The 24,379-nt window shown below is 60.5% G+C and carries 18 protein-coding genes; 12 read left to right on the top strand and 6 right to left on the bottom strand.

What is annotated here, in order from left to right; genetic code table 11:
- Window positions 1-248: 248 nt before the first annotated feature.
- From CVS28_RS05545 to mutM, 4 genes are all read left to right on the top strand, one after another.
- Window positions 249-728 (top strand): YceD family protein, encoded by a 480-nt coding sequence (locus tag CVS28_RS05545; RefSeq protein WP_243399738.1) that lies wholly within the window; start codon window positions 249-251, stop codon window positions 726-728.
- Between the two features lie 59 nt (window positions 729-787).
- Window positions 788-991, top strand: a complete 204-nt coding sequence (gene rpmF, locus CVS28_RS05540) for a 50S ribosomal protein L32 (RefSeq protein WP_062007003.1) — start codon at window positions 788-790, stop codon at window positions 989-991.
- A gap of 62 nt (window positions 992-1,053) precedes the next feature.
- Window positions 1,054-1,869: a ribonuclease III gene (gene rnc / locus CVS28_RS05535; RefSeq protein WP_103467257.1), complete on the top strand. Its 816-nt coding sequence runs from the start codon at window positions 1,054-1,056 to the stop codon at window positions 1,867-1,869.
- A complete protein-coding gene (gene mutM, locus CVS28_RS05530; RefSeq protein ID WP_103467258.1) occupies window positions 1,869-2,834 on the top strand; it encodes a bifunctional DNA-formamidopyrimidine glycosylase/DNA-(apurinic or apyrimidinic site) lyase in 966 nt (321 codons plus the stop codon). The genes rnc and mutM overlap by 1 nt, the downstream gene beginning before the upstream one ends.
- 141 nt (window positions 2,835-2,975) lie before the next feature.
- On the opposite strand, the gene CVS28_RS19610 is transcribed toward mutM, so the two are convergent.
- The 5 genes from CVS28_RS19610 to CVS28_RS05510 form a co-directional block, all read right to left on the bottom strand.
- The gene (locus tag CVS28_RS19610) at window positions 2,976-3,149 is read right to left on the bottom strand and encodes a hypothetical protein (protein WP_165788077.1); all 174 of its coding nucleotides are present in this window, start codon (window positions 3,147-3,149) and stop codon (window positions 2,976-2,978) included.
- Window positions 3,150-3,373: 224 nt separating this feature from the next.
- Window positions 3,374-3,940, bottom strand: coding sequence for a type IV toxin-antitoxin system AbiEi family antitoxin domain-containing protein (locus tag CVS28_RS05525; RefSeq protein WP_133159064.1), 567 nt, complete (start codon window positions 3,938-3,940; stop codon window positions 3,374-3,376).
- 197 nt (window positions 3,941-4,137) lie between these two features.
- Window positions 4,138-5,157, bottom strand: a complete 1,020-nt coding sequence (locus tag CVS28_RS05520; RefSeq protein WP_103480954.1) for an NAD-dependent epimerase/dehydratase family protein — start codon at window positions 5,155-5,157, stop codon at window positions 4,138-4,140.
- On the bottom strand, window positions 5,154-7,766 hold the full coding sequence (locus CVS28_RS05515; RefSeq protein WP_243399716.1) for an alpha/beta fold hydrolase: 2,613 nt from the start codon (window positions 7,764-7,766) through the stop codon (window positions 5,154-5,156). The genes CVS28_RS05520 and CVS28_RS05515 overlap by 4 nt, the downstream gene beginning before the upstream one ends.
- A gap of 74 nt (window positions 7,767-7,840) precedes the next feature.
- Window positions 7,841-8,866, bottom strand: coding sequence for a 3-oxoacyl-ACP synthase III (locus CVS28_RS05510; protein WP_103467261.1), 1,026 nt, complete (start codon window positions 8,864-8,866; stop codon window positions 7,841-7,843).
- A 251-nt stretch (window positions 8,867-9,117) separates the two neighbouring features.
- Here CVS28_RS05510 and smc point away from each other — a divergent pair, with 251 nt between their 5' ends.
- Window positions 9,118-12,750: a chromosome segregation protein SMC gene (gene smc, locus CVS28_RS05505; RefSeq protein WP_207797168.1), complete on the top strand. Its 3,633-nt coding sequence runs from the start codon at window positions 9,118-9,120 to the stop codon at window positions 12,748-12,750.
- Window positions 12,751-12,840: 90 nt separating this feature from the next.
- On the opposite strand, the gene CVS28_RS05500 is transcribed toward smc, so the two are convergent.
- Window positions 12,841-14,061, bottom strand: a complete 1,221-nt coding sequence (locus tag CVS28_RS05500) for an MFS transporter (protein WP_243399715.1) — start codon at window positions 14,059-14,061, stop codon at window positions 12,841-12,843.
- A 72-nt stretch (window positions 14,062-14,133) separates the two neighbouring features.
- Here CVS28_RS05500 and ftsY point away from each other — a divergent pair, with 72 nt between their 5' ends.
- The 7 genes from ftsY to CVS28_RS05465 all read left to right on the top strand — a co-directional run bounded on the left by ftsY (window position 14,134) and on the right by CVS28_RS05465 (window position 24,349).
- Window positions 14,134-15,324, top strand: a complete 1,191-nt coding sequence (gene ftsY / locus CVS28_RS05495; protein ID WP_103480952.1) for a signal recognition particle-docking protein FtsY — start codon at window positions 14,134-14,136, stop codon at window positions 15,322-15,324.
- 515 nt (window positions 15,325-15,839) lie between these two features.
- Window positions 15,840-19,364 carry a choice-of-anchor G family protein gene (locus tag CVS28_RS05490; RefSeq protein WP_103480951.1) on the top strand — a complete coding sequence of 1,175 codons (3,525 nt, stop codon included), beginning with the start codon at window positions 15,840-15,842 and terminating at the stop codon, window positions 19,362-19,364.
- 135 nt (window positions 19,365-19,499) lie between these two features.
- Complete coding sequence (locus CVS28_RS05485) at window positions 19,500-20,252, top strand: DUF5819 family protein (protein ID WP_133159062.1); 753 nt, start codon at window positions 19,500-19,502, stop codon at window positions 20,250-20,252.
- Window positions 20,243-21,397: an HTTM domain-containing protein gene (locus tag CVS28_RS05480; protein ID WP_103480949.1), complete on the top strand. Its 1,155-nt coding sequence runs from the start codon at window positions 20,243-20,245 to the stop codon at window positions 21,395-21,397. The genes CVS28_RS05485 and CVS28_RS05480 overlap by 10 nt, the downstream gene beginning before the upstream one ends.
- A gap of 280 nt (window positions 21,398-21,677) precedes the next feature.
- The gene (locus CVS28_RS05475) at window positions 21,678-22,406 is read left to right on the top strand and encodes a response regulator transcription factor (RefSeq protein ID WP_103480948.1); all 729 of its coding nucleotides are present in this window, start codon (window positions 21,678-21,680) and stop codon (window positions 22,404-22,406) included.
- Window positions 22,407-22,652: 246 nt separating this feature from the next.
- Window positions 22,653-24,014: an ammonium transporter gene (locus CVS28_RS05470; RefSeq protein WP_103467269.1), complete on the top strand. Its 1,362-nt coding sequence runs from the start codon at window positions 22,653-22,655 to the stop codon at window positions 24,012-24,014.
- The gene (locus CVS28_RS05465) at window positions 24,011-24,349 is read left to right on the top strand and encodes a P-II family nitrogen regulator (protein WP_103467270.1); all 339 of its coding nucleotides are present in this window, start codon (window positions 24,011-24,013) and stop codon (window positions 24,347-24,349) included. Before CVS28_RS05470 ends, CVS28_RS05465 begins: the two co-directional genes overlap by 4 nt.
- The last annotated feature ends 30 nt before the right edge of the window (window positions 24,350-24,379 follow it).

Below are 24,379 nucleotides of genomic sequence, written 5' to 3'. Positions count from 1 at the left end.
GAGAGTTACATCACGCGCTGCATGGGCTGGTGGGGTCGCCGTTAAGCCGTAGTCTGTCGTAGACTGGATAAGGCCAATTTGGTCTGGTACCGCTCGTTTTGATGCCCGACAGCTTTCGGGCTAAGATGGTGCGTCGGTCATATGTTCTTACAGGAGTTCTCATTAGCGAAACCACGTTGGGCAACAAGTCCAACCATGGCACGCCCCTCACCATTGGTGTAAGGGAGCTTGGGCGAAGCCCGGGCAGCATGTGGAAGTTCGAAGAACGTATACCTGTGCCGGAAGATTTTGGCACTCCGCTCATCGGCGCGACGCCTGGATCCATTTTGGATCTGGAACTCCGTTTTGAGGCCGTCCATGAAGGAATTCTTGTGTCGGGCAACGTACTTGTCGAAGTGACAGGCGAATGCTCCCGCTGCTTGGAGACGTTCGAGGATGACCTTGAAGTTGATGTGCAAGAACTTTTCTTCTACGAGGAACCGCCTGCGGAATTCCTTGATCAAGAAGAAGATCAGCAACGTTGGGTCGAGCACGATTCTATCGATCTTGAACCGGTGTTGCGGGACGCAGTGGTAACCGCCCTGCCGTTCCAGCCGGTGTGCCGGGAAGACTGTGAGGGTCTGTGTTCCGAATGCGGAATACACCTTGCAGATGAGCCGGGGCACCATCATGAGGTCTCAGATCCTCGATGGGCTGCCCTACAGGGCTTTACCGGCGAAGAAAACTAGCAAATAAGTTTTTACTTGTGGGCAGATGCCTGTGAGTTATCGAGAGAAAAGAGTTTGCCGTGGCTGTTCCCAAGCGGAAGATGTCCCGTGCCAATACGCGCGCACGCCGTTCCCAGTGGAAGGCCACCGCGCCTGCTCTGGTCAAGACCATTGAAAATGGCGAAGTTGTTTACAGCTTGCCGCACCAGGCACGAGTTGTAACCGACTCAGCCGGCACCGCACTGTTCTTGGAATACAAGGGCCGTAAGGTTGCTGACGTCTAAGACGTCCGTGCGGCCATCCGGCCGTTCGATTTAGTGGTTAATAATTATTGCAGGAGCTGCTCATGTCCTCAGGTACGGAATCCCCGAAGCTGACGGACGGGCAGAAACTGCTTTTGAAGCGTCTCGGTGTCACTATTGATGCCGGGACGCTTCGTCTTGCCCTGACACATAGGTCTTACGCCTATGAAAACGGTGGCATCCCCACCAATGAGCGCCTGGAATTTTTGGGCGACTCCATTCTGGGTTTCTCCGTCACCGACGCGCTCTACCGCGAGAATCCCTTGTTGCCCGAAGGCGAGCTGGCCAAGCGCCGCTCCGCCGTGGTTTCCACCCGGGCCCTGGCGTCGATCGGGCGGTCACTGGGCGTTGGCGAATTCATCTACCTGGGCCAGGGCGAACGCCTAACCAAGGGACGCAACAAATCCTCCATCCTGGCCGACACCATGGAGGCCCTCATCGGCGCCACCTACATGACCCATGGCATTGACGTGGCCCGTGACCTGGTCATGCGCCTGGTGGGCCCGCTGCTGGCAGACTCCGCAGTTCTTGGCGCCGGCACCGACTGGAAAACCAACATCCAGGAAATTGCCGCAGCCCAGCATATGGGCGCCATCTCCTACCAAATTACCGGTGTTGGTCCCGACCACGACCGCTCCTTCACCGCACGCCTGCTCATCGGCGGCGAGCTCCACGGCACGGGCACCGGGCCGTCCAAGAAGGAAGCGGAGCGTTCGGCAGCCGCTGTTGCCTGGGTTGAGCTGGAGAAGCTTTTCCCGCAGAACCACGACGCCGGAACCCCCTCAGGAGCCGGCTCACCCGCTGCTGCTTCCGCCGACGCCTCTGGCGGGGCAACGGCCGCAACTGCCGCCGTCAAATAATGCCTGAGCTGCCCGAAGTTGAGGTGGTGCGGCGCGGCCTTGAGCGCTGGATTGCCGGGCGCAGCATCACAGATGTTTCAGTGGTTGACCCCCGCTCCATTCGCCGCCACTCACTCGGTGCTGAAGATTTCCGCGGAAACCTGCTGGGCACCACAGTTCTGGACGTGGTGCGCCGCGGCAAGTTCCTGTGGATGCCGCTAACGGATGACCCCTCGTCTTCTGCTGCGCCGCACACAGCACTTGTAGCCCACCTCGGCATGAGCGGTCAGTTGCTGGTGGAATCCCCGGAGCAGCCGCACGAGAAACATCTCAAGGTCCGGTTGTCCTTTTCACCCCGTGCGGATGCACCCGAGGAACTGCGCTTTGTTGACCAGCGCATCTTCGGCGGCCTGTTCGTCACCTCCCTGGTGCCCACCCCGGACGGGGCACCAGGCGGCTCCGGGATGGCCGGTGTTGGCGCCGGGGACGGTTGGGCTTTGATCCCCGGCGAAGCTGCGCACATTGGCCGCGACCCGTTGGACCCGTTCTTCTCGATTGCGGAGCTGCACAAGAAACTGCGGGCCCGCAAGACCGGGCTGAAACGTGCGCTCCTGGACCAGGGGCTGGTGTCCGGCATTGGTAACATCTATGCCGACGAGGCGCTCTGGGCTGCCAGGATGCATTATGCCAGGCCCACTGACACCCTGCGTCTGCCAGATACCGAACGGATCATCCATGCGGCCCATGACGTCATGACCAGGGCCCTGGATGCCGGTGGCACCAGCTTCGACTCGCTCTACGTCAACGTCAATGGGGCATCAGGCTATTTTTCCCGTTCCTTGAATGCTTATGGCCGTGAAGGTGAACCCTGCCATCGCTGCGTAGGACTGGGCTTGTCCACCAGAATTCGCCGGGACACCTTCATGAACAGGTCCTCTTACAGCTGCCCTGTCTGCCAACCAAAGCCACGCAACGCCCGCCTGTAGCCGGGTGCGAAATTGCTGCAGCCTGGGCTACGACAACGTGAGTGCTGACCTTAGCCACCAGAAACTCTGTGTAACCATGCATCTCGCAGCGGAGATCAGCAGAATCGTGAGTACTCCGGGCAGGTGGCTGGCCTAGATGTTTCATGCGGCAGCTTGCTGGGCAGCAAAATAGGCAGCCATGATCCTAGCCTTGAGAAGCTCTGGGTTGCTCAGATGCTGCCATTTGACGCGGATGAACCGCCAACCTTCCTCGATCAGGGCATTTTCGCGTTCGCGCTCCTCTATCAATGCTTCGCCAGTGGGCTGGACGTCCAAGTACTTGGTGTCGCCATCGAATTCGAGGATCAGCCGGATGCCGCGCCACGCAAATCCACGCGGAAGGAGCCACTGGCAGAGTCAAGCCACACTTGTTGCTCTGGTTGCTCGATGGACAGTTCCATCACCAGGAGGCGAGTTCTGGACTCACCCGCTGATTCCGAGTCGGCACTGAAGGCCTTGATGGCCCGGCGCGCCCGTTTGATGCCCCGGCAGCCAAGGAATCATTCCGCCAGCTCCGCAAGTTCGTTCAGGTTCAGGCCTGCATGGAGCGCCGAATCACCAATAATGACAGCCTGTTCCAAGGAACCCCTCATGGCGCACTCCAATACCGTCCTGGGCAGGCTGGTGTGGTGGGCCAAGCCAACCCCTGGAATGAACCGCTGGACGAGTTCCCTGGGGGCAATTTTGGCAAAGTGGACGGCGATATCCTGTGAGGTCCGTGCGGGTGAAGCACTGTAAGGCGTGCTGACATGAATCAGTTTTGAGCTGTTCCACAGCTGAAGATCATGTAGGCGTGCTGAACTGAAATGCGAATACACACATCTCCCATTGCTGACGGCAATGTGGCCGGCAAGCACCATCTTGTCTCTGTCCCAGGGTTTGGCCCCCTGCCACGTATGCATGGGAACATACACCCCGCGCCTTAGGCGTAAGATCAGGTTCCGCTCCACGCCAGCCTCAATGATCCGCGTGTCCAATCCGGCATGGAGCAGCTGTCCCGTGGTGGCCACCACACGGTCCAAGGGCCAGTGCCTTGAAAAGGAGTCCGCTACAGTGTGGATGTCCATGGGGTTGATTCTGGAAAGAATAGGGTCTGCGGGGGCAAGGGCCCAACCCGCCAAAACGGGAAATCTGTGGACAACACAGGGTCGGATCCGCATGGACACGAAATCTTTTAATGACCCTGGCTGCGAGATGCTTGGTTGCACGGTGATTCTTGTGGCTAAGGTCAGCATTCGTGCGGACCGGCCGGCAGTGTGGCTGCCTAACCCTGCGCCCGGTAGTGCGCGGCCAGCTTCGCCAGGCCCTCATCGAGGGAGACGGCAGGCGTCCAATCAAGGACAGCCTGCGTGTGGCGCTGGTCAAACCAGTGCGCTGTGGAGAGCTGCTCGGCCAAGAAACGGGTCATGGGAGGCTCATCATGAACCCAGCCGCGGCTGCCTGCAGCCGTCCAGGCCTTCTCAATAGCGGAACCGGCGCCTCTGGCCAGCCAGCCGGGAACCGAGTATCCTGGTGCCTTTACGCCGGCGGCCGCGCAAATGCCTGCAATCAGCTCACCAACCGGGCGGGGTTCGCCATTTGTCACCACGAGAGCCTGGCCGTGGGCGTAGTCCATGCGTTCCAGTCCGCGCACAATGGCCTCGGCAGCATTGTCCACATAGGTGGTGTCAATCAGGGCGCGGCCGCCGTCCAGCAGTGGAAGCCTGCCGGCGCGGGCGCGTTCCACCACGCGCTCCACCAGCTGGGTGTCGCCGGGACCCCACACAATGTGCGGGCGGATGGCTGTCACTCTGAAGGTGGGGGAGTCTTCGGCCAGGGCCATTTCCTCGGCGGCAGCTTTGGAACGGGCGTAGTGGCCGCGGGCAAATTCCGGGCTGGCAGCGCCTGCTCCACTGCCAACAATGGACGCGCCAAGATGGGCCACCGACGGGGAGGACACAAACACAAAGTCACGCACCCCCGCATGCTGGGCAGCCGTGATGAGTTGCCGGGTTCCAACAATGTTGGTGGCCACGAACTCATCCCACGCACCGGTGAAGGACACCTTGGCAGCCAGGTGAACTATGGCGTCGACGCCGTGGACTGCGCGGGCTGCCACATCTGGATCGGCCACGGAACCCTGCAGTGAATCCCACGGGGCGTCAACGGCCCGGCGCTGCAAGGTCACCACCGAGTATCCGCGGTCAAAGAGCAGCTGCGCCACGGAACGGCCCAGCAAACCGCTGGTACCTGTCACTAGGACCCGGCGGCCACCGCCAACAACGCCGGGCCCGGACGTGCTCATGGACGTCCGGCCTTCTCGCCGGCAAGCATCCGCCCGGCCCAGCGGGAGAGCTTGGCACGGTCGATCTTGGAATTGTGCCGCACATCAGTGGGCATGGAATCGATCACAAGAACTGCTGCCAGTGGCATATCCACGCTCAACGCCGCAGCACGCACCTCGGCGGCCAGGGCTGGGGACGCTAGGCCGGAACGTTTTGGCGCCGGATTGGTCTCAACGATGGCCACCGCTACTTGCGTCCCGGCAGGCCCAATACCCACCACGGCCGCGCGGGCCACTGACGGGACGAGCTCCACTGCCTGTTCGGCGGCAACAGGTGTTTTGACGCCAGCCGGGGTGCACAGAATGTGCTCCATCCGGCCCTCCACCCAGAGACGCCCTTGCGCATCAAGATGGCCAATGTCGCCGCTGCGATGCCAGCCAGGTATGGAGGTGCTGCGCTGCTGCGTGATCCACAAACGGTCGTAGCGTTCCTTGACATGCGCGGCGCTGACAAGGATTTCCCCCGTGACCGACGCATCGAAAGTAGGTGTGGGAATCACTTGTCCGTCGGCATCGATGGGCGCAATGGCCACCTGGGCGCCGCTGACGGGCAAGCCAACGCAGACGCCGTTGCCAACACCGGCAGCGCCGATCCCGGCCAGGTCAATGTCCGTCACCGGCAGCGCTTCAGTCATGCCATAAGGGGTGTGCAGGGCCGCGTTGGGCGCCAGCGTTTGCACCTGGTGCAACAGTTGTTCGGCCAGGGGGGCCCCGGCTGACAAGAGGAGTTCGACACCGGCCAGGGCCTTTTGCTGCCCGGGCGCCAGTTGCGCAGCGGTTGCCACAACATTCACCAGGGCCGCTGGTGAGGCGAACACCACAGTGGCGTTGATGGCTGCCGCGGCATTGGCAAGGGCCGCGGCAGTGAGTGTGCGCGGCGCCGTGACATCCATGTCCGGGGTCACGGTGGTGGCGCCAAGGGCCGGTCCCAGCAGCGCGAAGGGGGCGAACCCTGCCACGAGGGCCGTCCCCGCATCCAGTGAATACGTTGCCGCCAGGGTGTCCCGCATGGCGGCCAGGCGGCGGTGCGTGTAAACAACACCCTTGGCAGGACCCGTGGATCCGGAGGTAAACAACACGGCCGCATCGGTCTCTGGATCGGCTGTGCTAAACCCGGGGCGGGTGCCGGCCAGGCGCTCCACACGCCCATTGGCCATGAGCTGCGGAATGGTGGCGGCTACGTTCAGGACCGTCTTGCGTGCTGTGGCCGTGGCAGGGGTGAAGTCTTCTGCCGCAATCTTGACGCCCGGCCAGTTGTAGAGGCGGGCGCCCAGCAGGGCCTTTTCAATGCCTATCAAGTAGTCCGGGCCGGCGCCCTTGATGGCACGGCTCATGCCACGGGTACCGAGGCCGGCGTCGGCCACCACAATGATGGCACCCAGGCGCAGGCATGCATAGATGAGCGTGGTCAGGTTGATGCCCGGAGGCACCAGCAAACTCACCCGGTCCCCGGCCGTGACGCCGAGTTCCCGCAGTCCTGCTGCGAGGTCATCAACGTCCCGGGCGAGTTCTGCCCAGCTCAATTTCTTGGTGGAACCGTTGGGCAGCATGTCGACCACGGCCGTAGACGTCTCCGCACGGCGGGCATCGAGCTGCGCCAGCATGGGCGAAAACGCGCCTGCATCCCCGGCGTGGCCTGGGGCCGCGTCCGCCAGGGCCCCGCGGTGAGCTTGCGAGCGGCTGGGGACGTTCTGCGCCAGCCAGGCGAACGTGGGTGTGGCGATGTCCCGGTCTTCTTGCACCAGGTGGCTGGCGCCTTCAAAGCGGTGCACATCAGCGTGCGGCAGCCGGGTCAACAGATCACGCAGGTACCTGTCGGAGAATACAGGATCCTTGGGGCCCCACAGCATGAACGCGGGAACTTCCAGAGTGCGAATGCCGGAGGACACGGCATCCAGGGCCGGCCACGACGGGTGCCCTTCACCGGCCGGAATGTCGGCCACAAAATTCCCCACGCCGTCGCGCCGTGCCGCGCTGCGGTACGGCGCCATGAATGCCGCACGGACATCCTCGCTCAACGCCGGCTGCGCCAGACCGTGTGTGACGGACAAGAATGCTGGCGAAGTCTTGGTGCCCCAGGGGTGCACGGCCGGATGCAAGGCAAGCTTCAAGGCCGGTGGCAGCGTGAAACCGCCCGGGTGGACTGCAGTGTTTGTTAGCACGACGCCGGCCAGCTGGTCCCGGTGTCGGGTGGCCCAGCCCAGTGAGATGATGCCGCCCCAGTCGTGGCCCACACTGACCACTGGACCAGCAAGGCCCAAGGCGTCGGTGAGGTCGCCAAGATCGGTGATCCGGTCCTCTAGCCGGCGGAAGGTGCCGGTGCGCTCGGAGAAGCCCATGTCCAGCTGGTCCACGGCTATGACACGCCAGGGACCGCCGGCAGCCACGGTGGCGGGGGAAGTGGCTCCAGCCAGCAGGGTGCGCCACAAGTAGGACCAGGTGGGGTTGCCGTGTACGCACAGCAAGGTGCCCACAGGCTCCATGCCCGTGGCAGCAACATCGTCAGCGTTGTCCAAAAAATGCCATTGGCGGCTGGTTCCCGGGGAGTCCACCGGTGCCGTTGAGGGCACGGATAGCGTCCGACGCCAGCCTGCCCTAACGCCGGGCCACGGCTCGGGAAGTTCTGTGACGGGCAAAGCCGCAGCTACCACTGAATTTCCATCATGGTGGTGTTCAGTCCGGAGCCCACGCCCATGCAGAGAACCCTGTCTCCGCTGTTGAGGGTGTGGGATTCCTGTGCCAGGGTCATGGGCAGCGATGCCGGGCCCACATTGCCCCACTTGGGGAATGTCATGGGTACCTTGGAGCGCACCAGGTTCACAGCCTTGATGATGGCGTTGGTGTAGGAGTTGGAGACCTGGTGGGTGACGTACCTGTCCATGGAGCCCCACTCCCAACCATCGGTGTGGGCCTCATCCCAGGCATCGGTGACAAGCTTCAAACCGTTGTCCAGCAGGCCCTTGGTGTCGGTGAACATGCCGTCGGGGCCGCCAACGCACAATTCGTGGTGTTCGGTGCCCGCGCGCGAAACACCGCCCAAAATGCGGTGTCCGTCTGGATGAAGATCCGCCGGGCCGATCACGGCGGCTGCTGCGCCGGAGCCCAGAGTCAAGGTGGCAAACTCGCGCAAGTAGTCCTCGCGGGTTGAGGTCTCCGCATTCAAGCGCCGGAAAGTTGTCTCCTGGGTGGCCTGGGCGTCCTCGCCGGCCACAATAAGTGCGTATTTGATCTGGCCGGAATCAATCATGTTCGCGGCGAGCGTCATTCCGTTGACAAAGCCCAGGCAGGCATTCGCCACATCAAAGTTCATGGCCGAGGACGGCAGGCCCAAACCGTTGTGAATCTTCACGGCAACTGAGGGCTCCAAATTGCGGCGGGTGACGCTGGTGTTGATCAGCAGGCCCACCTGGCTGGCATCAATGCCGGACTCCGCCAGGGCCTTGGCGCCTGCCTCTATGGCGGCGTCGTCAAAGGATGTTCCGGGTGCCCACCAGCGGCGTTCCTCAACACCGGCAACTCGCTCAAGCAAGCGCTTGGACAGGCGCAGCCGTTTCAGGCTCGGGGCTAGGCGGTCATCAAAATCGCTGGAACGGACAACTACCGGAGCCTCAATGCTGGAGACGGCAAGCAAGGCAGTGTTGTGGTGTCGAAACGTAGCATTGCCGATCAAGTTCCAGCCTTTTTCTTGAGAGATTCGGTGACATTTGGCACCGGAAATCCAGTGACCTGATCCTGATTCACGGGATGTTCTCTGCAGCAGCCCCCATGGTTCATCAAGACCCACCCTTAACTATGCACCTTTTAGGGGTGTTCATGCACATACGCCACAACGCATACACGCGGTGCCTGCCCCGGTGCACGGAGTCATTTCACGGTAGATTGGCTTGTGAGAAACAGTCCGGCGCAGGAGAAGAAACCAGTTTGCATCTAAAAAGTCTTTCCGTGCGCGGATTCAAGTCCTTCGCCTCGGCCACCACTTTTGACTTTGAACCGGGTGTGACTGCAGTCGTGGGCCCCAACGGTTCGGGTAAATCCAATGTGGTGGATGCGCTGGCGTGGGTCATGGGCGAGCAAGGCGCCAAAACCCTGCGCGGGGGCAAAATGGAAGATGTCATCTTTGCCGGCACCTCCGCCCGTCCGCCGCTGGGCCGCGCCCATGTGGCGCTGACCATTGACAACGCCGACGGCGCCCTGCCGATCGACTATGCCGAGGTCACCATTTCACGCACCCTTTTCCGGGCAGGCGGCTCCGAGTACGCCATCAATGGCACCTCCTGCCGGCTCCTGGACATCCAGGAATTGCTCTCGGATTCGGGCTTGGGACGAGAAATGCACGTCATCGTGGGCCAGGGCCAGCTGGACAAGGTGCTGCACGCAACACCGGAGGACCGCCGCGGATTCATTGAAGAGGCGGCAGGAATTCTCAAGCACCGCCGTCGCAAAGAAAAGACGCTGCGCAAACTTGAGGCCATGAGCGCCAATTTGGCCCGCCTGAGCGATTTGACCGGGGAGATTCGGCGCCAGCTGACACCCTTGGGCAAGCAGGCAGCCGTGGCCAGGCGCGCCCAAAGCGTGCAATTTGACCTCCGTGACGCCAAAGCCCGGCTGCTGGCGGATGAAATAGTCCAACTCAGTAACGCCGTGGAAAAGGACGCCGCGGATGAGTTGGCCCTGAAAAACCGCCGCGAACTGGTGGAGAAGCAACTCCTGGCCGGGCGCACGCAGCAAGGTGATCTTGAACAGCTCGCCGCCGCCGCCACTCCAGTGTTGAATGCTGCCAAGGACGATTGGTACCAGCTCCGCGCCACCCGTGACCAGTTGAAGTCCATGGGTGCGCTGGCTGCCGAACGCCAACGCCACCTGGGCACCCCGGACGCCGTCGCGGATCCCCATCGCGACCCCGACAGGTTGGCTGAGCAAGCCGCGCGGCTGCGAGCCGACGAGGCTGAGCTGGATTTGGCCCTGGAAGAACGCCGCTACGGGCTGGAAACCGCCATGGAAATCAAGGAAGACGCCGAGACGGCGGTGCGGGCCGAGGAGCAGCGTGTCCGTGAACTGCTGCGCGCCACGGCTGACAGGCGTGAGGGCCTGGCCCGGCTGGCGGGCAAAGTGGCCTCCGTGCGTTCCCGCGTGGAGTCGGCCGAAGCCGAGATCGGCCGGCTGCACCAAAGCAAGGCCGCCGGAGCCGAGCGGCACAACGCCGCAGCCCAAGAGTTTGCCGCGCTGGAGTCCCAGGTGGCTGGTGTGGAAGCCGGCGAGGAACGCCTTGATGCCCATTATGAGGAGGCCGCCGCAGCCCTCGCCGAGCTGGATGAGCGGATCCAGTCACTAAGCGCCGATCAGCTCGCTGCCGAGCGCGAACGTGATTCCCTCACCGCCCGGCGCGATGCCCTGGCCGTGGGTTTGCTGCGCAAGGACGCCAGCGCCCACCTGCTGACTGCCGCGCCGCCAGGGGTTGTGGCCGCCATGGCCGCCCTGATTCAGGTGGCACACGGCCACGAAACAGCCATTGCTGCCGCACTGGATGCGGCCGCCGAAGGTGTTGCCGTCAGCGATATGTCGGCAGCCCTGGATGCCTTGGCACTGATCAAGACTGACGACGGCGGACGCGTCACCCTTGTGGTCACCGGCACCCCTGCCCAAACCCCCCACCCAACGTCTGTGCACCAAGCGGCCCTGATCGCCGCAGCGCAGACCGCGGCGGACGTGGTTGCTGGTGCCGTTGTGGCCCGTACGCAGCTCAGCGGCCCGCCGGAACTGGACGCCGCACTCGATAACCTGCTGGCAGCAGTGGTGCTGGTTCCCGATCTCGCCGCGGCGCAACAAGTCCTGGCCCACCACGCGGGCTTGACGGCTGTCACGGCGCAAGGAGATGTGATCACGGCGTTTTACCTCAAGGGCGGTTCGGCCACGGCTCCGTCGTTGTTGGAACTGCAGGCAGCAGTGGAACAAACACAGGATCAATTGCGTGCCGCCACTGCCCGCGGCGAGCAGGCCAGGTTTGCGCTGGCCGGCCTGCGCTCCCAACGCCCGGAGTTGGCTGACGCCGAGGCCGGTGCCTTGGCGGAACTGCATGAATCCGATGCCCGTCTGGCAGCTGTTGCCGAACGCCTCGGCTCACTGGGTGCCACCTTGCGGTCGGCTGTGGGGGAGTCGCAACGGCATGCTGCGGCGTTGGCGGCGGCCACGGCCAACCTTGCCCAGGAGCAGGACGCCCTGGCGGAGATTGCCGCACGGTTGGCCGTTGCCCAGGACGCACCGGCCGACGGTGAGCCGTCCATGGATGAAAGGGACGCCCTGGCCGCTGCAGCCACGGCCGCCCGCGCCGTGGAGTTGGAAACCAGGCTTTCTCTGCGCAGTACCGAGGAATCACTGAACACCGTGAGAAACCGCGCGTCGGCCTTGGAACGCGCCGCCACCACGGAGCGGCTGGCCCGGGAGCAGGCAGCACAGCGGGCCAACAGGCGCCTCTTTCAGGCCAAAAAGGCCGCCGCCGTGGCACTGGCTACCGAACACATTCTGGGGTTCGTGGCGCAGTCCATTGAAATGGCTGAGCAGGTGCGCGATGCGGCCGAGGAGCACAGGGCGGCCCGTGAAGTGGAGTTGATGGCCGTCCGGGCAGCCATGGTGGCGGGCGAGAAGGAACTCGCCAAACTGACTGACTCAGTCCACAAGGATGAAATGGCCCGTGCCGCGCAACGCTTGCGCATTGAAACGCTGGAAAACAAGTCCATCGAGGAATTGGGGCTGACCGTAGACCATTTGATCACCGAATACGGGCCGGACGTTCCGGTGCCGCACGGGCCGGGGGAAGCCACGGACAAGTGGGCTGCACTGCGCGTCACGGTGGATGAATCGGGTGCCGAAGTCCGTGAGGGCGTTCCGTTTGTCCGCGAGGAGCAGGAAAAGCGCCTCAAACGCGCAGAACGCGACCTCGCAGCGTTGGGCAAGGTCAACCCGCTTGCGCTGGAAGAGTTTGCCGCATTGGAGGAACGCCACCAATTCCTGGCGTCACAGTTGGAGGACTTGAAATCCAGCCGCAGGGACTTGATGGACATCATCAAGGAAGTGGATGCGCGGGTAGAGGAAGTTTTCACGGCCGCCTACACGGACACAGCCGTACAGTTTGAGCGGGTTTTTGGCCGGCTCTTCCCAGGAGGAGAGGGCCGGCTGATCCTGACGGATCCGGCGAACATGCTCACCACGGGCATTGAAGTTGAAGCCCGGCCCGCAGGCAAGAAGATCAAGCGGCTCTCACTGCTTTCCGGCGGGGAGCGCTCGCTGACGGCCGTGGCCCTGTTGGTGGCCATCTTCAAGGCCAGGCCGTCGCCGTTCTATGTGATGGATGAGGTGGAGGCGGCCTTGGATGACACCAACCTGGGCAGGCTCATCACCATTTTTGAGGAGTTGCGCGAATCCAGCCAGCTCATCATCATCACGCACCAAAAGCGGACCATGGACGTTGCCGACGCCCTCTACGGAGTGTCGATGAGGGGCGACGGCGTCTCAACAGTGATCAGCCAGCGCATGGACCGCGAATCGTCCAACGCCTGACGCCTCCGTCTTTCCCCAACTGTGACGCACTTGTTGCTGTGGAAAGCGCATTCCGGGACGCATTTCGTGTAACAACTGCGTCAAAGATTGTCAGGAGAGCCGTGTGTCCTTGACTGGCAGCCAGAACAGGATACTCAGCAGGGCGATGGCCGTGGCCATGGCGAAGGCCGGTCCGTAGGAGAAGGTGTCCACCAGGATGCCCGCTGCGATGGGTCCGATGATGGCGCCTAAATCGGAGCTCATCTGGAAAGTGGCAAGAACCTTACCGCCGGAGCGGTTGTTGCCGATGACGTCGGCCACGGTTGCCTGTTGGGCCGGGCCCATGAGCCCGCTGCCAAGTCCTGCCAGGGCGGAAACCACGAAGAACCAGAACTCGTTACCCGTAAAGCCCAGAACCCCCATGGCCAGGCCGTTGACTGCCAGGCCCGCCAAGATCATGGGCTTGCGGCCCCACGTGTCAGCCAGCTTGCCCGAGAAGGTCAGGGCAGCGCCTGTTCCGATGGCAAAGACGGCGAGGGAAATGCCGGCCACTTCAGGCCCCGCACCCAAGGCGGCCGTGGCAAAAAGCGGCACCAGGGCCATGCGGATGCCGAAGGCGGACCAGCCATTGGCGAATCCTGAGGTAAGCACAGCCCTGTAAGCCGGCAACGCCAAGGCCGCCCGCAGCGGCAGCGCTGGCGCCTTGGCCACGGACTTGGCAGCCGAACCGTGCGGTGCGCCAACCACTGCAGGGAGCATGGTGGCCACCAAAAGTGCCACCAGAACCAGTGCCCCGGCATAGACCAGGAACGGCAGTTGCATGCCCAGGCCCGCCAGCAATCCACCCACCACGGGGCCGGCAATGTTTCCCAGCAGGAAGGAACCGGCATACAAGCTGGAGACGCGGCCCCGGGCTTGTGGCGGAGCCATCCTGATGAGCAGACCCATGGCGGCCACAGTGAACATGGTGGAGCCAATCCCGCCCAGCCCCCGGTACAGCAGCAATTGCCAATAGTTTTGGGCAAAGGCGCATGCGGCGCTGGACGCGGCAACAATGAGAATCCCCAAGATGTAGGTGCGGCGTTCACCCATCCGCTCCACCAGCCAGCCACTCAACGGCGCGAACGCAAGCCGGGTGAATGCAAAGGCGCTGACCACCACTGCCGCGGCGGCCACGCTGACATCAAAACTCTGCGCGAACTGCGGTAGGACGGGCGCCACAATGCCAAATCCAATGGCGATCAGGAACGCGGCGGCAACCAGAACCTTGATCTCGCGGCCCAAGTGAATTGGAGGTGCATCGGCAGTGTTTTTGGTGTGAGGACTTTTCATTGACATCAAGGATGAGTTTGTCACAACCAGACGGCACCTGCTGGTTCCCAACCACCGTGAGAGACTGGGGGAGTGAACGATATTCTCCCCATCATCCTGTCCATTGTTGTTGGGCTCGCCGTCATTGGTGGCCTCATTCCCGTCTTCTTGAAGGCCCGACGCACCAGCCAAGACTTCTCAGGCCCGCGAGATGCCAACGATCCAGCCCCGGTGGACACGGCCGATGCCGCCGGCTCCACCGACACGTTGGTGCAGGAACGCCCCGAAGCCCAGCTGCCGACGTCGGACCTTGAGATTGTTGAGCAGGAAGAGCCGGCCGCACCCTCCTTGGAGACGCCGCTCCCGGTTGAGGGCCGTCTTGTGAGGCTGCGTGCTCGGTTGGTTAAGTCCAATAATGCGCTGGGCAAGGGGCTCTTGGCGCTCCTATCCCGGGACACCATCGATGAGGATGTGTGGGAAGAGGTGGAGGAGACGCTGCTGCTGGCAGACGTTGGCACGGATTCCACCATGGAGCTGGTGGACACCCTGCGTGAGCGCGTGAAGGTTTTAGGTGCCCGCAGCCCGGAGCAGGTTCAGGCCATGCTGCGCGAGGAATTGATCAAGCTGGTGGATCCCACCATGGACCGGTCCTTGAACATTGACCGCCACGATGACCGCCCGGCCATCCTCATGGTGGTCGGCGTCAACGGTGTTGGCAAGACCACCACCGTGGGTAAGCTGGCGCGTGTGCTGGTGGCCGAGGACAAGGATGTGCTCCTGGGTGCCGCCGATACTTTCCGTGCCGCCGCCGCTGAGCAGTTGGCCACCTGGGGTGCCCGTGTTGGTGTTCCCACCGTGAAGTCCGACGTCGACGGGGCAGACCCGGCCTCTGTCGCCTTTGAAGCGGTCAAGGTGGGCATCGAGCAGGAAGTCGATGTGGTCATGATCGACACCGCAGGGCGCCTGCAAAACAAGGTTGGCTTGATGGATGAGCTGGGTAAGGTCAAGCGGGTCATCGAAAAACAAGCGAGCGTTGATGAGGTGCTGCTAGTTCTGGATGCCACCACCGGCCAGAACGGCCTTACCCAGGCCAAAGTATTTGCCGAGGTTGTCAACATCACTGGCATTGTGCTGACCAAGCTGGACGGAACCGCCAAGGGTGGCATTGTGGTGGCCATTCAGAAGTCACTGGGCGTGCCCGTAAAGCTTGTGGGCTTGGGTGAAGGTGCCGACGATCTGGCTCCCTTTGATGCGGAGAGCTTTGTGGATGCCCTACTCAGCTAGACCGCAGTAACGCATAGTTCCGCAATGGCTTAGTCCCAACATGACAAGCCTGCGTAAAGTGCCCGCTTCGGCGGGCACTTTTTTGGTTAAAACGTCATAACGATTCAAGCATCCTCATGGGGGAATTTGGGGATCAAGTGTGGCTGGGTGGAAATCCCCTCCGGGGACTAGCCGACTGGCTACGGGCCCTTTTTGGACGGAAACGCCATTGAATGGGGGAAATCAAAATTGCTTATTTTATGCGACTTTGAGTGCTAAATTAGGCATCCATCAGATGGGTATATGGCGTGGGCCGTTCGGGTAATTTTAATTGGCTGAGCATCTAAAATGAACGCTCCATGTGACTTTGTATCGTCTCCAGTGGGCACACCCATGTGGGCCCTACTTTTCGAAAAGTAACTGGGAGGATCAACGTGATATTTGAGACAAGGAGCCGCGCTAGCGGTCGGGCTACCCGATCTCTGCGAACCGGCTCAAAGGTGTTGGCGGGCGGTGTCGCCGTCAGCATGATGTTTATGTCCATGTCTGGAGCGAACGCGGCGTCGACCGACGACTCCGAGGCCTTGGGCCAGGTAATCTCAGCAGACCTGCTGAAGGCACAATTATTGGCATCGGCTTCAAGCCTGGCTGGAAACCCCAGCGACGCAGGCCCGAACGCCGCGCCCATTAACATCGGCCTCCCGGCCCTCGGTGGGCTGCAGCTCAATGCAGGGACCGTAACCCTGCCGCTGCTCAAGACTGCCGGCCAACCCAAGGGTCTTCTTGACCTGGGTGCCCTGGGCGTGTTGAACAGCTATGCTGCTGCGCCGTCTGCAACCTCGGCAACAGCTGCCGCCGGTGCAGTTGACGCCAACGGTGCCATCGCCTTGAACAACGCCGACGGCAGTCCCCGCGGCAATGCCAAGATCAATCTGACCGATTTGCTCGCGCAGGCTGGACTTGATCCGTTGACCAGCCCCGCTGTCAGCGAACTTGGCCTTGAAATCGGTGCCCTGGCGTCCAAGGCATCAAAGAACGCCGCCGTCATCAGCCCGGAGTACGTAGTTGCTGATGCCAAGCTCAACATCAAGAGCCCTGCCGTTGGCGCCTTGACCACATCAGTTGGAGGCGTGGTTGACGGACTCGGCGTCACGCTCAATGGTGTTGCAGGCTCCAGCAGTCCCCTGCTGGGCACCATTGCAGGCATTTTGAACGGTGTCAACGTCGCTGGCATTGGCCTGAGCAACACGACCATTGGCCTCAACGGTGTTAACACGGCGCTTAACGGCGTAAAGACAAACCTGATCACCAAGAACGTTTCGGATCCCAACGGGATTGCAAACATCAATCTGGGCACCGGAATGGTCACTATCGACCTCGCCAAAGCCTTTGATGCAACAGATGGCCTCAACGGCCAGGATCCCAATACTGACGTCATCAACGCTGCAACCCTTTCGGCCATTACCGTGGCTCTGGGTGCGGCCATCGATGATTTGACGGCAACCATTACCCAGGAAATTAAGAACGCTCTCAACTCCATTCGCCTCGTTGTGAATGCCGAGGCCAGTGCCGTCCTCCTTACGGGCACGGTCACGATTGACGCGTCCTTGGGGCAGCTCCTCGGAACCGACCCGACGGCCCCCGTTGTTGACGTCACCGGTTTGGGGGCGGTCCTCGATGGAACACTGGAGGTCGCACTCAACACTGTTGCCCTGCCGCTCATCAAGACAGCTGTCGGAACGGCAGTCAACCCTGTTTTGAACAGCGTTGGCGGCCTTGTAGCTGGCGCCACCGCGCCTCTGCTGACGACTCTGTCACCCGTGATTAACGGCGTTCTGGCGCAGGTTGTCCAGCTGACAGTTAATGATCAGCCGGTTGTCGGCGCCCTCGGTGCCGGATCGTTCTCGGTGAGTGCTTTGACCCTGACGCTCCTTCCGGGACTTGCCGCACCGGCGACCGTGGCCAAGGTTAGCCTGGCCACGTCAACGGTTCGCGCCCTGGATGCGCCCATCGTCCTGGTTCCGACAGTTGTGGCTACCCCCAGCAGCGTTCAGGATGGCAACACTACTGTTGTCACCGGTGCAAACTGGCCGGCCAACACCGCAGTAACCGTCCAGATTGTCAATGGTGCAGGTGCTGTCATTGGCTCGCCGGTTACCGTTCAATCCAACGCAGCTGGCGAAATCAACGCCACCCTGACGGTTCCTGCCGGAACTCCCGCTGGCGCGGGCAAGGTCGAGGGAAGCACTGTTGCTGGCGACGAGGCGGAAACCCCGTTGACCGTTACCAATGGCAGCCCGACTGACGTCAACACAGCTGTGAACACCGCTGTGAATACCGCTGTGAACACCGGGACCAACACCACCGTAAACACGGCTACGAACACTGGTGACAACACGACTGTCAACACTGGGGTGAACACCGCTACGAACACGTCCACTAACACGACTGCGAACACCGGCGTGAACACCGCTACGAACACGTCGACCAACACAACCGTGAACACTGGCGTGAACACGGCTACGAATACGTCGACGAACACGGGTGACAACACGACTGTCAACACTGGCGTGAACACCGCAACGAACACGACTGTCAACACTGGCGTGAACACCGCAACGAACACGTCGACCAACACAACCGTGAACACTGGCGTGAACACGGCTACGAATACGTCGACGAACACGGGTGACAACACGACTGTCAACACTGGCGTGAACACCGCAACGAACACGACTGCGAACACTGGCGTGAACACCGCAACGAACACGACTGCGAACACTGGCGTGAACACGGCTACGAACACGACTGCGAACACTGGCGTGAACACGGCTACGAACACGGGTGACAACACGACTGTCAACACTGGCGTGAACACCGCAACGAACACTGGCGTGAACACGGCTACGAACACGAACGTGAACACTGGCGTGAACACTGCGACGAACACGAACGTAAACACGGCAACGAACACCGCAATGAACACGGGCGCCAACACGGCTGACAACACCATCCACCAGGACTTTGACTTGGTACCCGGTGTTGTGACGGTTGGTCAGGATTCTCTGGTACTGGGCGAGAAGTACACGCCCAATGGGACAGTGAGCGTCAAGATCAAGGACCGTGGCACGGGAATTGAAACCGTGCTGACAACCAACGAAGTTGTTTCAGCTGGTGGAGACATCGACTACACGATTAACACTGATGGCTTGGCTCCGGGTACATACAAGGTGACTGTCGTGGACAACACCACAGGAAAGTCCACCGCCAGGTATTTGGTAGTGAATGCTCCGGCGCTGCCTTTGGTGAGCGTTGACGTTACGCCGAAGACGGTCGAACAGGGTCAAAGCACACTCCTGACCGGCTCCAAGTTCTCCGCAGGCCAAACAGCAACTGTATACATTGCTCCTGTGGGCCAGGGCGCCGGGACCGTAACACCGCTCGCCATTGTTGGTGAAACGTTGTTGACGGACGTACTGGCGATCGACGCGCAGGGCAATCTTGCCTTGCGAGTCGACAGCACGAACCTTGCAGTCGGCGACTACCAACTCTTGGTTACCGACAACAAGACCACGGCTTCTGACAGCGTGACGTTCACGGTTATTGCTCTCGAAGACAACACGGCTGACAACACTGCTGCGAACACGAACGTGAACACTGCTGTGAACGGGGCTGCGAACACTGCCACGAACACGGCTGCGAACACGAACGTGAACACTGCTGTGAACACGGGCACGAACACTGCCGTGAACACCAACGTCAACACCGCTGTGAACACCAACGTCAACACCGCGACCAATACCGCTGTGAACGGGGCTGCGAACACTGCCACGAACACGAACGTCAACACTGCTGTGAACACGAACGTCAACACAGCCACCAATACCGCTGTGAACACGGGCAAGAACACCGCCGCCAATAACGGCAGCGTCCACGTGTCGAAGGGCAAGCAACTCGCCTCCACAGGTGCGGAGTCCGCCGGACTGCTCATCGCTGGCGGTTCGCTGTTGCTCTTGGGCATGGCAACAATGATGATTGTGCGCAAGCGCAAGTCTGCATAGTCAGTTAGACCCCAGCTGCGCTGGGTGAAACACGCGTAGTCAGGGCTCACTCCCTTTCGGAGTGGGCCCTGACTGCGCCTCATATTCTTGGTTGCTGTTGCTACGGCCGGCAACAAAATTTGAAGAAGGCATTTCGTGAAAATTCGACGCATCGGACGGCTATCTAGCATCGTCTTGCTCATCGGTGGACTCTTGGTTGGCGGTCACTTGGCGGCAACCTTGGCGTTTACCGGCCCTCAGACACCGCTCAAACAAGCCCTCCAACCGGCCCTCAACAAGTATTTTCTGGGACCGTTGGACCAAGGCTGGAGCCTCTTCGCGCCAGGCCCGTACTCTCAGAATGAGTACTTTTTGATGCGTGCTTGCGTGAGCTCGGCGGAGGTATGCGCCAAGGGTGAAAGTGCTGGCGCGGAATTTACGGAATGGCAGAACGTCACTCAGCAGGAAATGGACTCCGCTAGGTTCAACATGTTCTCCAACCGGGAATCCAAGCAGTCACGATCCATTCATAGCCGGTTCTGGACAGCAGCTGAGAAACTGTCCGCCAAGGAATCAGCCACGGCCCAGGCCAACCACATTGAGGGGAAACCGGTTTTTGAGGTTGATCTGAATTCGGCCGAGGCGGCCAAGAAGTTTACGCCCAGCGAACTCACCACACTGCAGAACTACCAGCGGCTTGAAGATGTGGCTGTGGGATTTGCTTCCTTGAAAGCCCTGGAGCTGTGGGACGGCAAGGCCTCTATTGTTGAAGTTCGCATGCGCAGGGATCCCGTTGTTCCCTTCGAGCAGCGTCACAACAATGTTGTGGAGACCAGCTCCACATTTATCAAAATCGGCTGGCGTGACGTAAAGACATTCGACGAAGACACCATGGCGGCATGGAAATGAAAAACGAGAAGATCGACGAAATGAGCTCAAACAACGTGGCAGTGCCGAGTGAGGACACCTCCGCACAGCCTCCCACCATTCGCGCGTGGCTGCGCAGCAATCGCTGGGCGCCAGTGAAGTTCATCAACACCATACTGACGTGGTTTGTGGGCAATCGACACGCTGACTACGGCCTGGCCGTCATGCGAATTTCCACGGGAACTCTCACCCTCGGGTGGCTGTTACTCAACATTCCCGTGGCTGCCCGCATCTGGGGACCCGGATCCGCCTACTGGGATGGTTTCAGGGAAATTCTGGGCTATCAATGGCCGCTCGATCTCCTGCGCAACGCTGGTACCGGACCATTCTGGCTGTGGTACGCAGTCACGATAGTCCTGGCAATAGCGTTCCTTCTGGGTTGGCGCACCCGAATTGTCACACCGTTGCTGTTTGTCTTCTACGCCGGTATTAACGCCCAGAATGTCACCATTGCTGACGGCGGAAACTACTTTTTGCGCATCATGCTCATCTACTTGGTGTTCGCAGACATTTCCCGGCGCTGGTCGCTGGATTCACGCCGTCGTGCCAAGAAAAACCTGAAGGAAACCGAAACCGGTACTGTCCTTCACAACTTGGCCTTGATCTTGGTAGTTGGCCAGTTGTGCCTTGTCTATTTGGAAGCTGGCTTGTATAAAGTCCAAGGCCTGCTTTGGCAAAATGGCACAGCCATGTACTACCCACTGCAGTCCGACGCATACGGGGTATTCCCTTGGCTCTCGGACATGGCCACGAATTTCGGTCCGGTTGTAGTTCTAGTGACCTACTTCAGTGTTGTCATCCAGATTGCATTCCCGTTCATGCTCTTCAATAAGTTCACCCGCAGAATTGCATTAGTTGGCATCTTGGCCATGCACTTGGGGATTGCCGTTCTCATGGGATTGCCGTTTTTCTCGGGCGTGATGGCCTCGGCAGATGCTGTCTTGGTCTCCGGAACAACATGGGTGCTGATTGTTGCTTGGCTGGATCGCACTGGTCGCAACATTCTGGGCCGGCTGCCAAAAGCAGCTCCACGGGAAAAGTCGGCGGCGGACAGTTCGCCTTCCGCCGCATCTCCAGCTCCGGCCAAACTGCCAGCAACACCAAATTCAGGAACCACAAAAGATTGAGAGCCGGATTTGACGCCCATCTCCTAGTGTCTTGCACGGCTGCCCACCCCCATGGGTTGTCCGCCACGCCCAACACATGACGGAACGTATTAATACAGAACATTGCGAACTTAAACCAGGCAATGTATTGTTTTTGATCGATCTAATGTCCTGTTGCGATATGATGACCAAAAGTGAGCACAAGGGTTGTAATAGGCGGATAGTCGCCTCTGTTTCCAAATGCCCGGATTAGATGCTCGTCCAAGTTCAGTCTTCTTGCTAACCGGTCTGGTACAGACACATGACTTTTTTGCGAATAACATATTGGAAGAAAAATATTGGGGGAGTTTCTGGCGGTGAAGAGTTGAATTTGGGGATAGCAAGAAATAACTCTAAAATACGTATGGCAGTCGTGGGGTGCGACTATGTAACAGCACTGGGCTTGGCTCAGCTGTTGCAACCGGCAAGTTTCATTGACGTGCTCGGATCGTGTTCGGACTGCGATGAAATTCTGGAGCTGCTAGCAGATCATCCGCTGGACTTGGTCCTTTTGGACGTCGCCATGGGGGAGCAGGAGCTCACGCTTTCCTGCAAAGCACTCAGTAATACACCGTATCCGCCCACTATTGTGATCATGGGCGATGTGCCTGAAGATATTGGCCAGTACCTCATTGGTTGTGGCGCCAGCGCAATTTTGCGCAACGAAACCATCTCCGAGGACCTGCCAACGGCGCTGCGAATGATCCACCGAGGCGGGGCCCTCATTCTCAGCGATACGGCGCGACGGGCAATCAAGTCGCGCAGTGTATTCCTGGACAAAATACATCTCAAGAGATTCGACGACCTTAACGCCCGCGAACAACGCGTAGCCGAAGGGGTCACCTCAGGCTTGACAAACAGTCAGCTGGCGTCCTCGCTGCACATCAGCGAAGCGACAGTGAAGCTGTTGGTGTCCAATGTGATGAACAAGCTTGGGGTAGGAAACAGGGTGCAGATCGCCGTAGTGGTTACCAAGGCCCAAGCGACGTAGTTCAAGCATTAATGGCCTCAAGCAGGGTGCGTCAGCGCTTTTCTTGAGGCCATTTAACTATGGGCCGGAAACACGGCCGAAACATTCCCGACGTTTGAAGTTAACGCCCGGGCGGCGGATGTAACGTGGTGGAAATCATTGGCGCGCCGTAGTGAAACACGCAGGAACCAACATTGTAAGAGTCCAGATTGCACAGCCCCGATGGAGCGGCACGCAGTAACTCTCGCAATGAAAGGCCAGCAGCTAATGAATACTGGCGATACAGCTTGGGTCCTCATATCCGCATCTTTGGTGCTGTTGATGACCCCAGGACTAGCGTTTTTCTACGGTGGCATGACCCGGGCCAAGGGTGTGCTGAACATGATGATGATGAGCTTTGGAGCCATCGCAGTAGTAGCCGTCATATGGGTACTGTTTGGCTACTCGGCAACGTTCGGTACTGACATCGGCGGGGGACTGCTCGGAAACCCGTTTGAGAAGTTGGGTCTGCAGGGTGTTCTCGATACCGGCGACGGAATGCCTCTGGTGGGCACCATTCCGGAAGTTGCCTTTGTGGGATTCCAGGCAGTGTTTGCCATCATTACGGTTGCGCTCATTACAGGCGCCATTGCCGACAGGGCCAAATTTGGTGCCTGGATGCTCTTCGCCGCAATCTGGGTGACAGTCGTCTACTTCCCCGTGGCTCACTGGGTGTTCTCCTTCACCGAGGATGCCGACGGAAACCCCACAGGCGGTTGGATCGGCCAAGGCCTCGGCGTCATTGACTTTGCCGGTGGTACAGCAGTTCACATCAACGCCGGTGCTGCCGCACTAGCCCTGGCGCTGATTCTTGGCAAGCGAAAAGGCTTTGGCAAGGATTCCAGCCACCGCCCGCACAACCTCCCCTTCGTCATGCTGGGCGCCGGACTGCTGTGGTTCGGTTGGTTTGGCTTCAACGCCGGCTCCGCTCTGGGAGCCAACGCCGTGGCCGGCTATGCCTGGATCAATACGCTCGCCGCTCCTGCCGCAGCGATCCTTGGCTGGCTCCTGGTTGAAAAGATCCGCGACGGACATGCAACCTCCTTGGGTGCCGCATCAGGTGCCGTCGCCGGCTTGGTCGCCATCACTCCGGCCTGCTCCGCCTTGACCCCCATGTGGTCGATGGCCCTGGGCCTGCTCGCCGGGGCCGTCTGCGCCTTGGCCGTGGGCCTGAAGTACCGGATGGGCATTGACGATTCTCTCGACGTGGTCGGCGTCCACCTGGTGGGCGGTATCGTCGGAACCCTGTTCATCGGCTTCGCGGCTGATCCCAACTCGCCTGCCGGCGGCCAGGGACTGTTCTATGGCGGTGGGTTTGAACTCCTGGGCAAGCAGGCCATCGGCGCCTTGGCAGTCATGCTTTACTCGTTCATCATTGCGTTCATCATCGGTTGGATCATCAACAAGACCATGGGCTTCCGCATCAGCAGCGAACACGAAGTGGATGGAATTGACGTTTCCGTTCACGCCGAATCCGCCTATGATCTGGGCGGCCGCAGCTCCGGCAGTTTCCAGCCGATGATTGAAAAACTGCCGACGACTTCAGGGTCCAAGGAATCACACACTGAAGAATCGAAGGTTGATGCATGAAACTCATAACAGCAATAATCCGCCCGGAACAGCTTGACGAGGTACGCAACGCCTTAGAAAGCTATGGCGTCCAGGGGCTGACCGTCAGCGGGGCCCACGGCTACGGGCGCCAACGCGGCCACACGGAGGTCTACCGCGGGGCCGAGTACACCGTTGATCTGCACCCCAAGATCCGCATAGAGGTCCTTGCCAGTGACGATCAGGCCTATGACCTCATGGACATCATTGTTGCCAGTTCCAACACAGGAACCGCCGGCGACGGCAAGGTCTGGATGATTGAAGTGTATGAGGCGGTCCGCGTGAGAACCGGTGAACGCGGCGTAGCCGCTATCTAAATCAATAAACGTATGGGCCCACACACCCGA

Origin of the sequence: Arthrobacter glacialis (assembly GCF_002909415.1) — a bacterium.
GTDB classification, from domain to species: domain Bacteria; phylum Actinomycetota; class Actinomycetes; order Actinomycetales; family Micrococcaceae; genus Specibacter; species Specibacter glacialis.
Note: the sequence above shows the minus strand (reverse complement) of the source record. Positions and strands in the feature narration are given on the sequence as shown.

Excerpts from the sequence above, each read along its gene's own strand:
- CVS28_RS05490 (WP_103480951.1), top strand. The coding sequence starts at position 15,840 with ATGTCCATGTCTGGAGCGAACGCGGCGTCGACCGACGACTCCGAGGCC.
- CVS28_RS05520 (WP_103480954.1), bottom strand. The coding sequence starts at position 5,157 with ATGAGCACGTCCGGGCCCGGCGTTGTTGGCGGTGGCCGCCGGGTCCTA.
- CVS28_RS05525 (WP_133159064.1), bottom strand. The coding sequence starts at position 3,940 with ATGGACATCCACACTGTAGCGGACTCCTTTTCAAGGCACTGGCCCTTG.
- CVS28_RS05500 (WP_243399715.1), bottom strand. The coding sequence starts at position 14,061 with ATGAAAAGTCCTCACACCAAAAACACTGCCGATGCACCTCCAATTCAC.
- CVS28_RS05470 (WP_103467269.1), top strand. The coding sequence starts at position 22,653 with ATGAATACTGGCGATACAGCTTGGGTCCTCATATCCGCATCTTTGGTG.
- rnc (WP_103467257.1), top strand. The coding sequence starts at position 1,054 with ATGTCCTCAGGTACGGAATCCCCGAAGCTGACGGACGGGCAGAAACTG.
- CVS28_RS05475 (WP_103480948.1), top strand. The coding sequence starts at position 21,678 with ATGACTTTTTTGCGAATAACATATTGGAAGAAAAATATTGGGGGAGTT.
- CVS28_RS05480 (WP_103480949.1), top strand. The coding sequence starts at position 20,243 with ATGGAAATGAAAAACGAGAAGATCGACGAAATGAGCTCAAACAACGTG.
- CVS28_RS05465 (WP_103467270.1), top strand. The coding sequence starts at position 24,011 with ATGAAACTCATAACAGCAATAATCCGCCCGGAACAGCTTGACGAGGTA.
- CVS28_RS05545 (WP_243399738.1), top strand. The coding sequence starts at position 249 with ATGTGGAAGTTCGAAGAACGTATACCTGTGCCGGAAGATTTTGGCACT.
- mutM (WP_103467258.1), top strand. The coding sequence starts at position 1,869 with ATGCCTGAGCTGCCCGAAGTTGAGGTGGTGCGGCGCGGCCTTGAGCGC.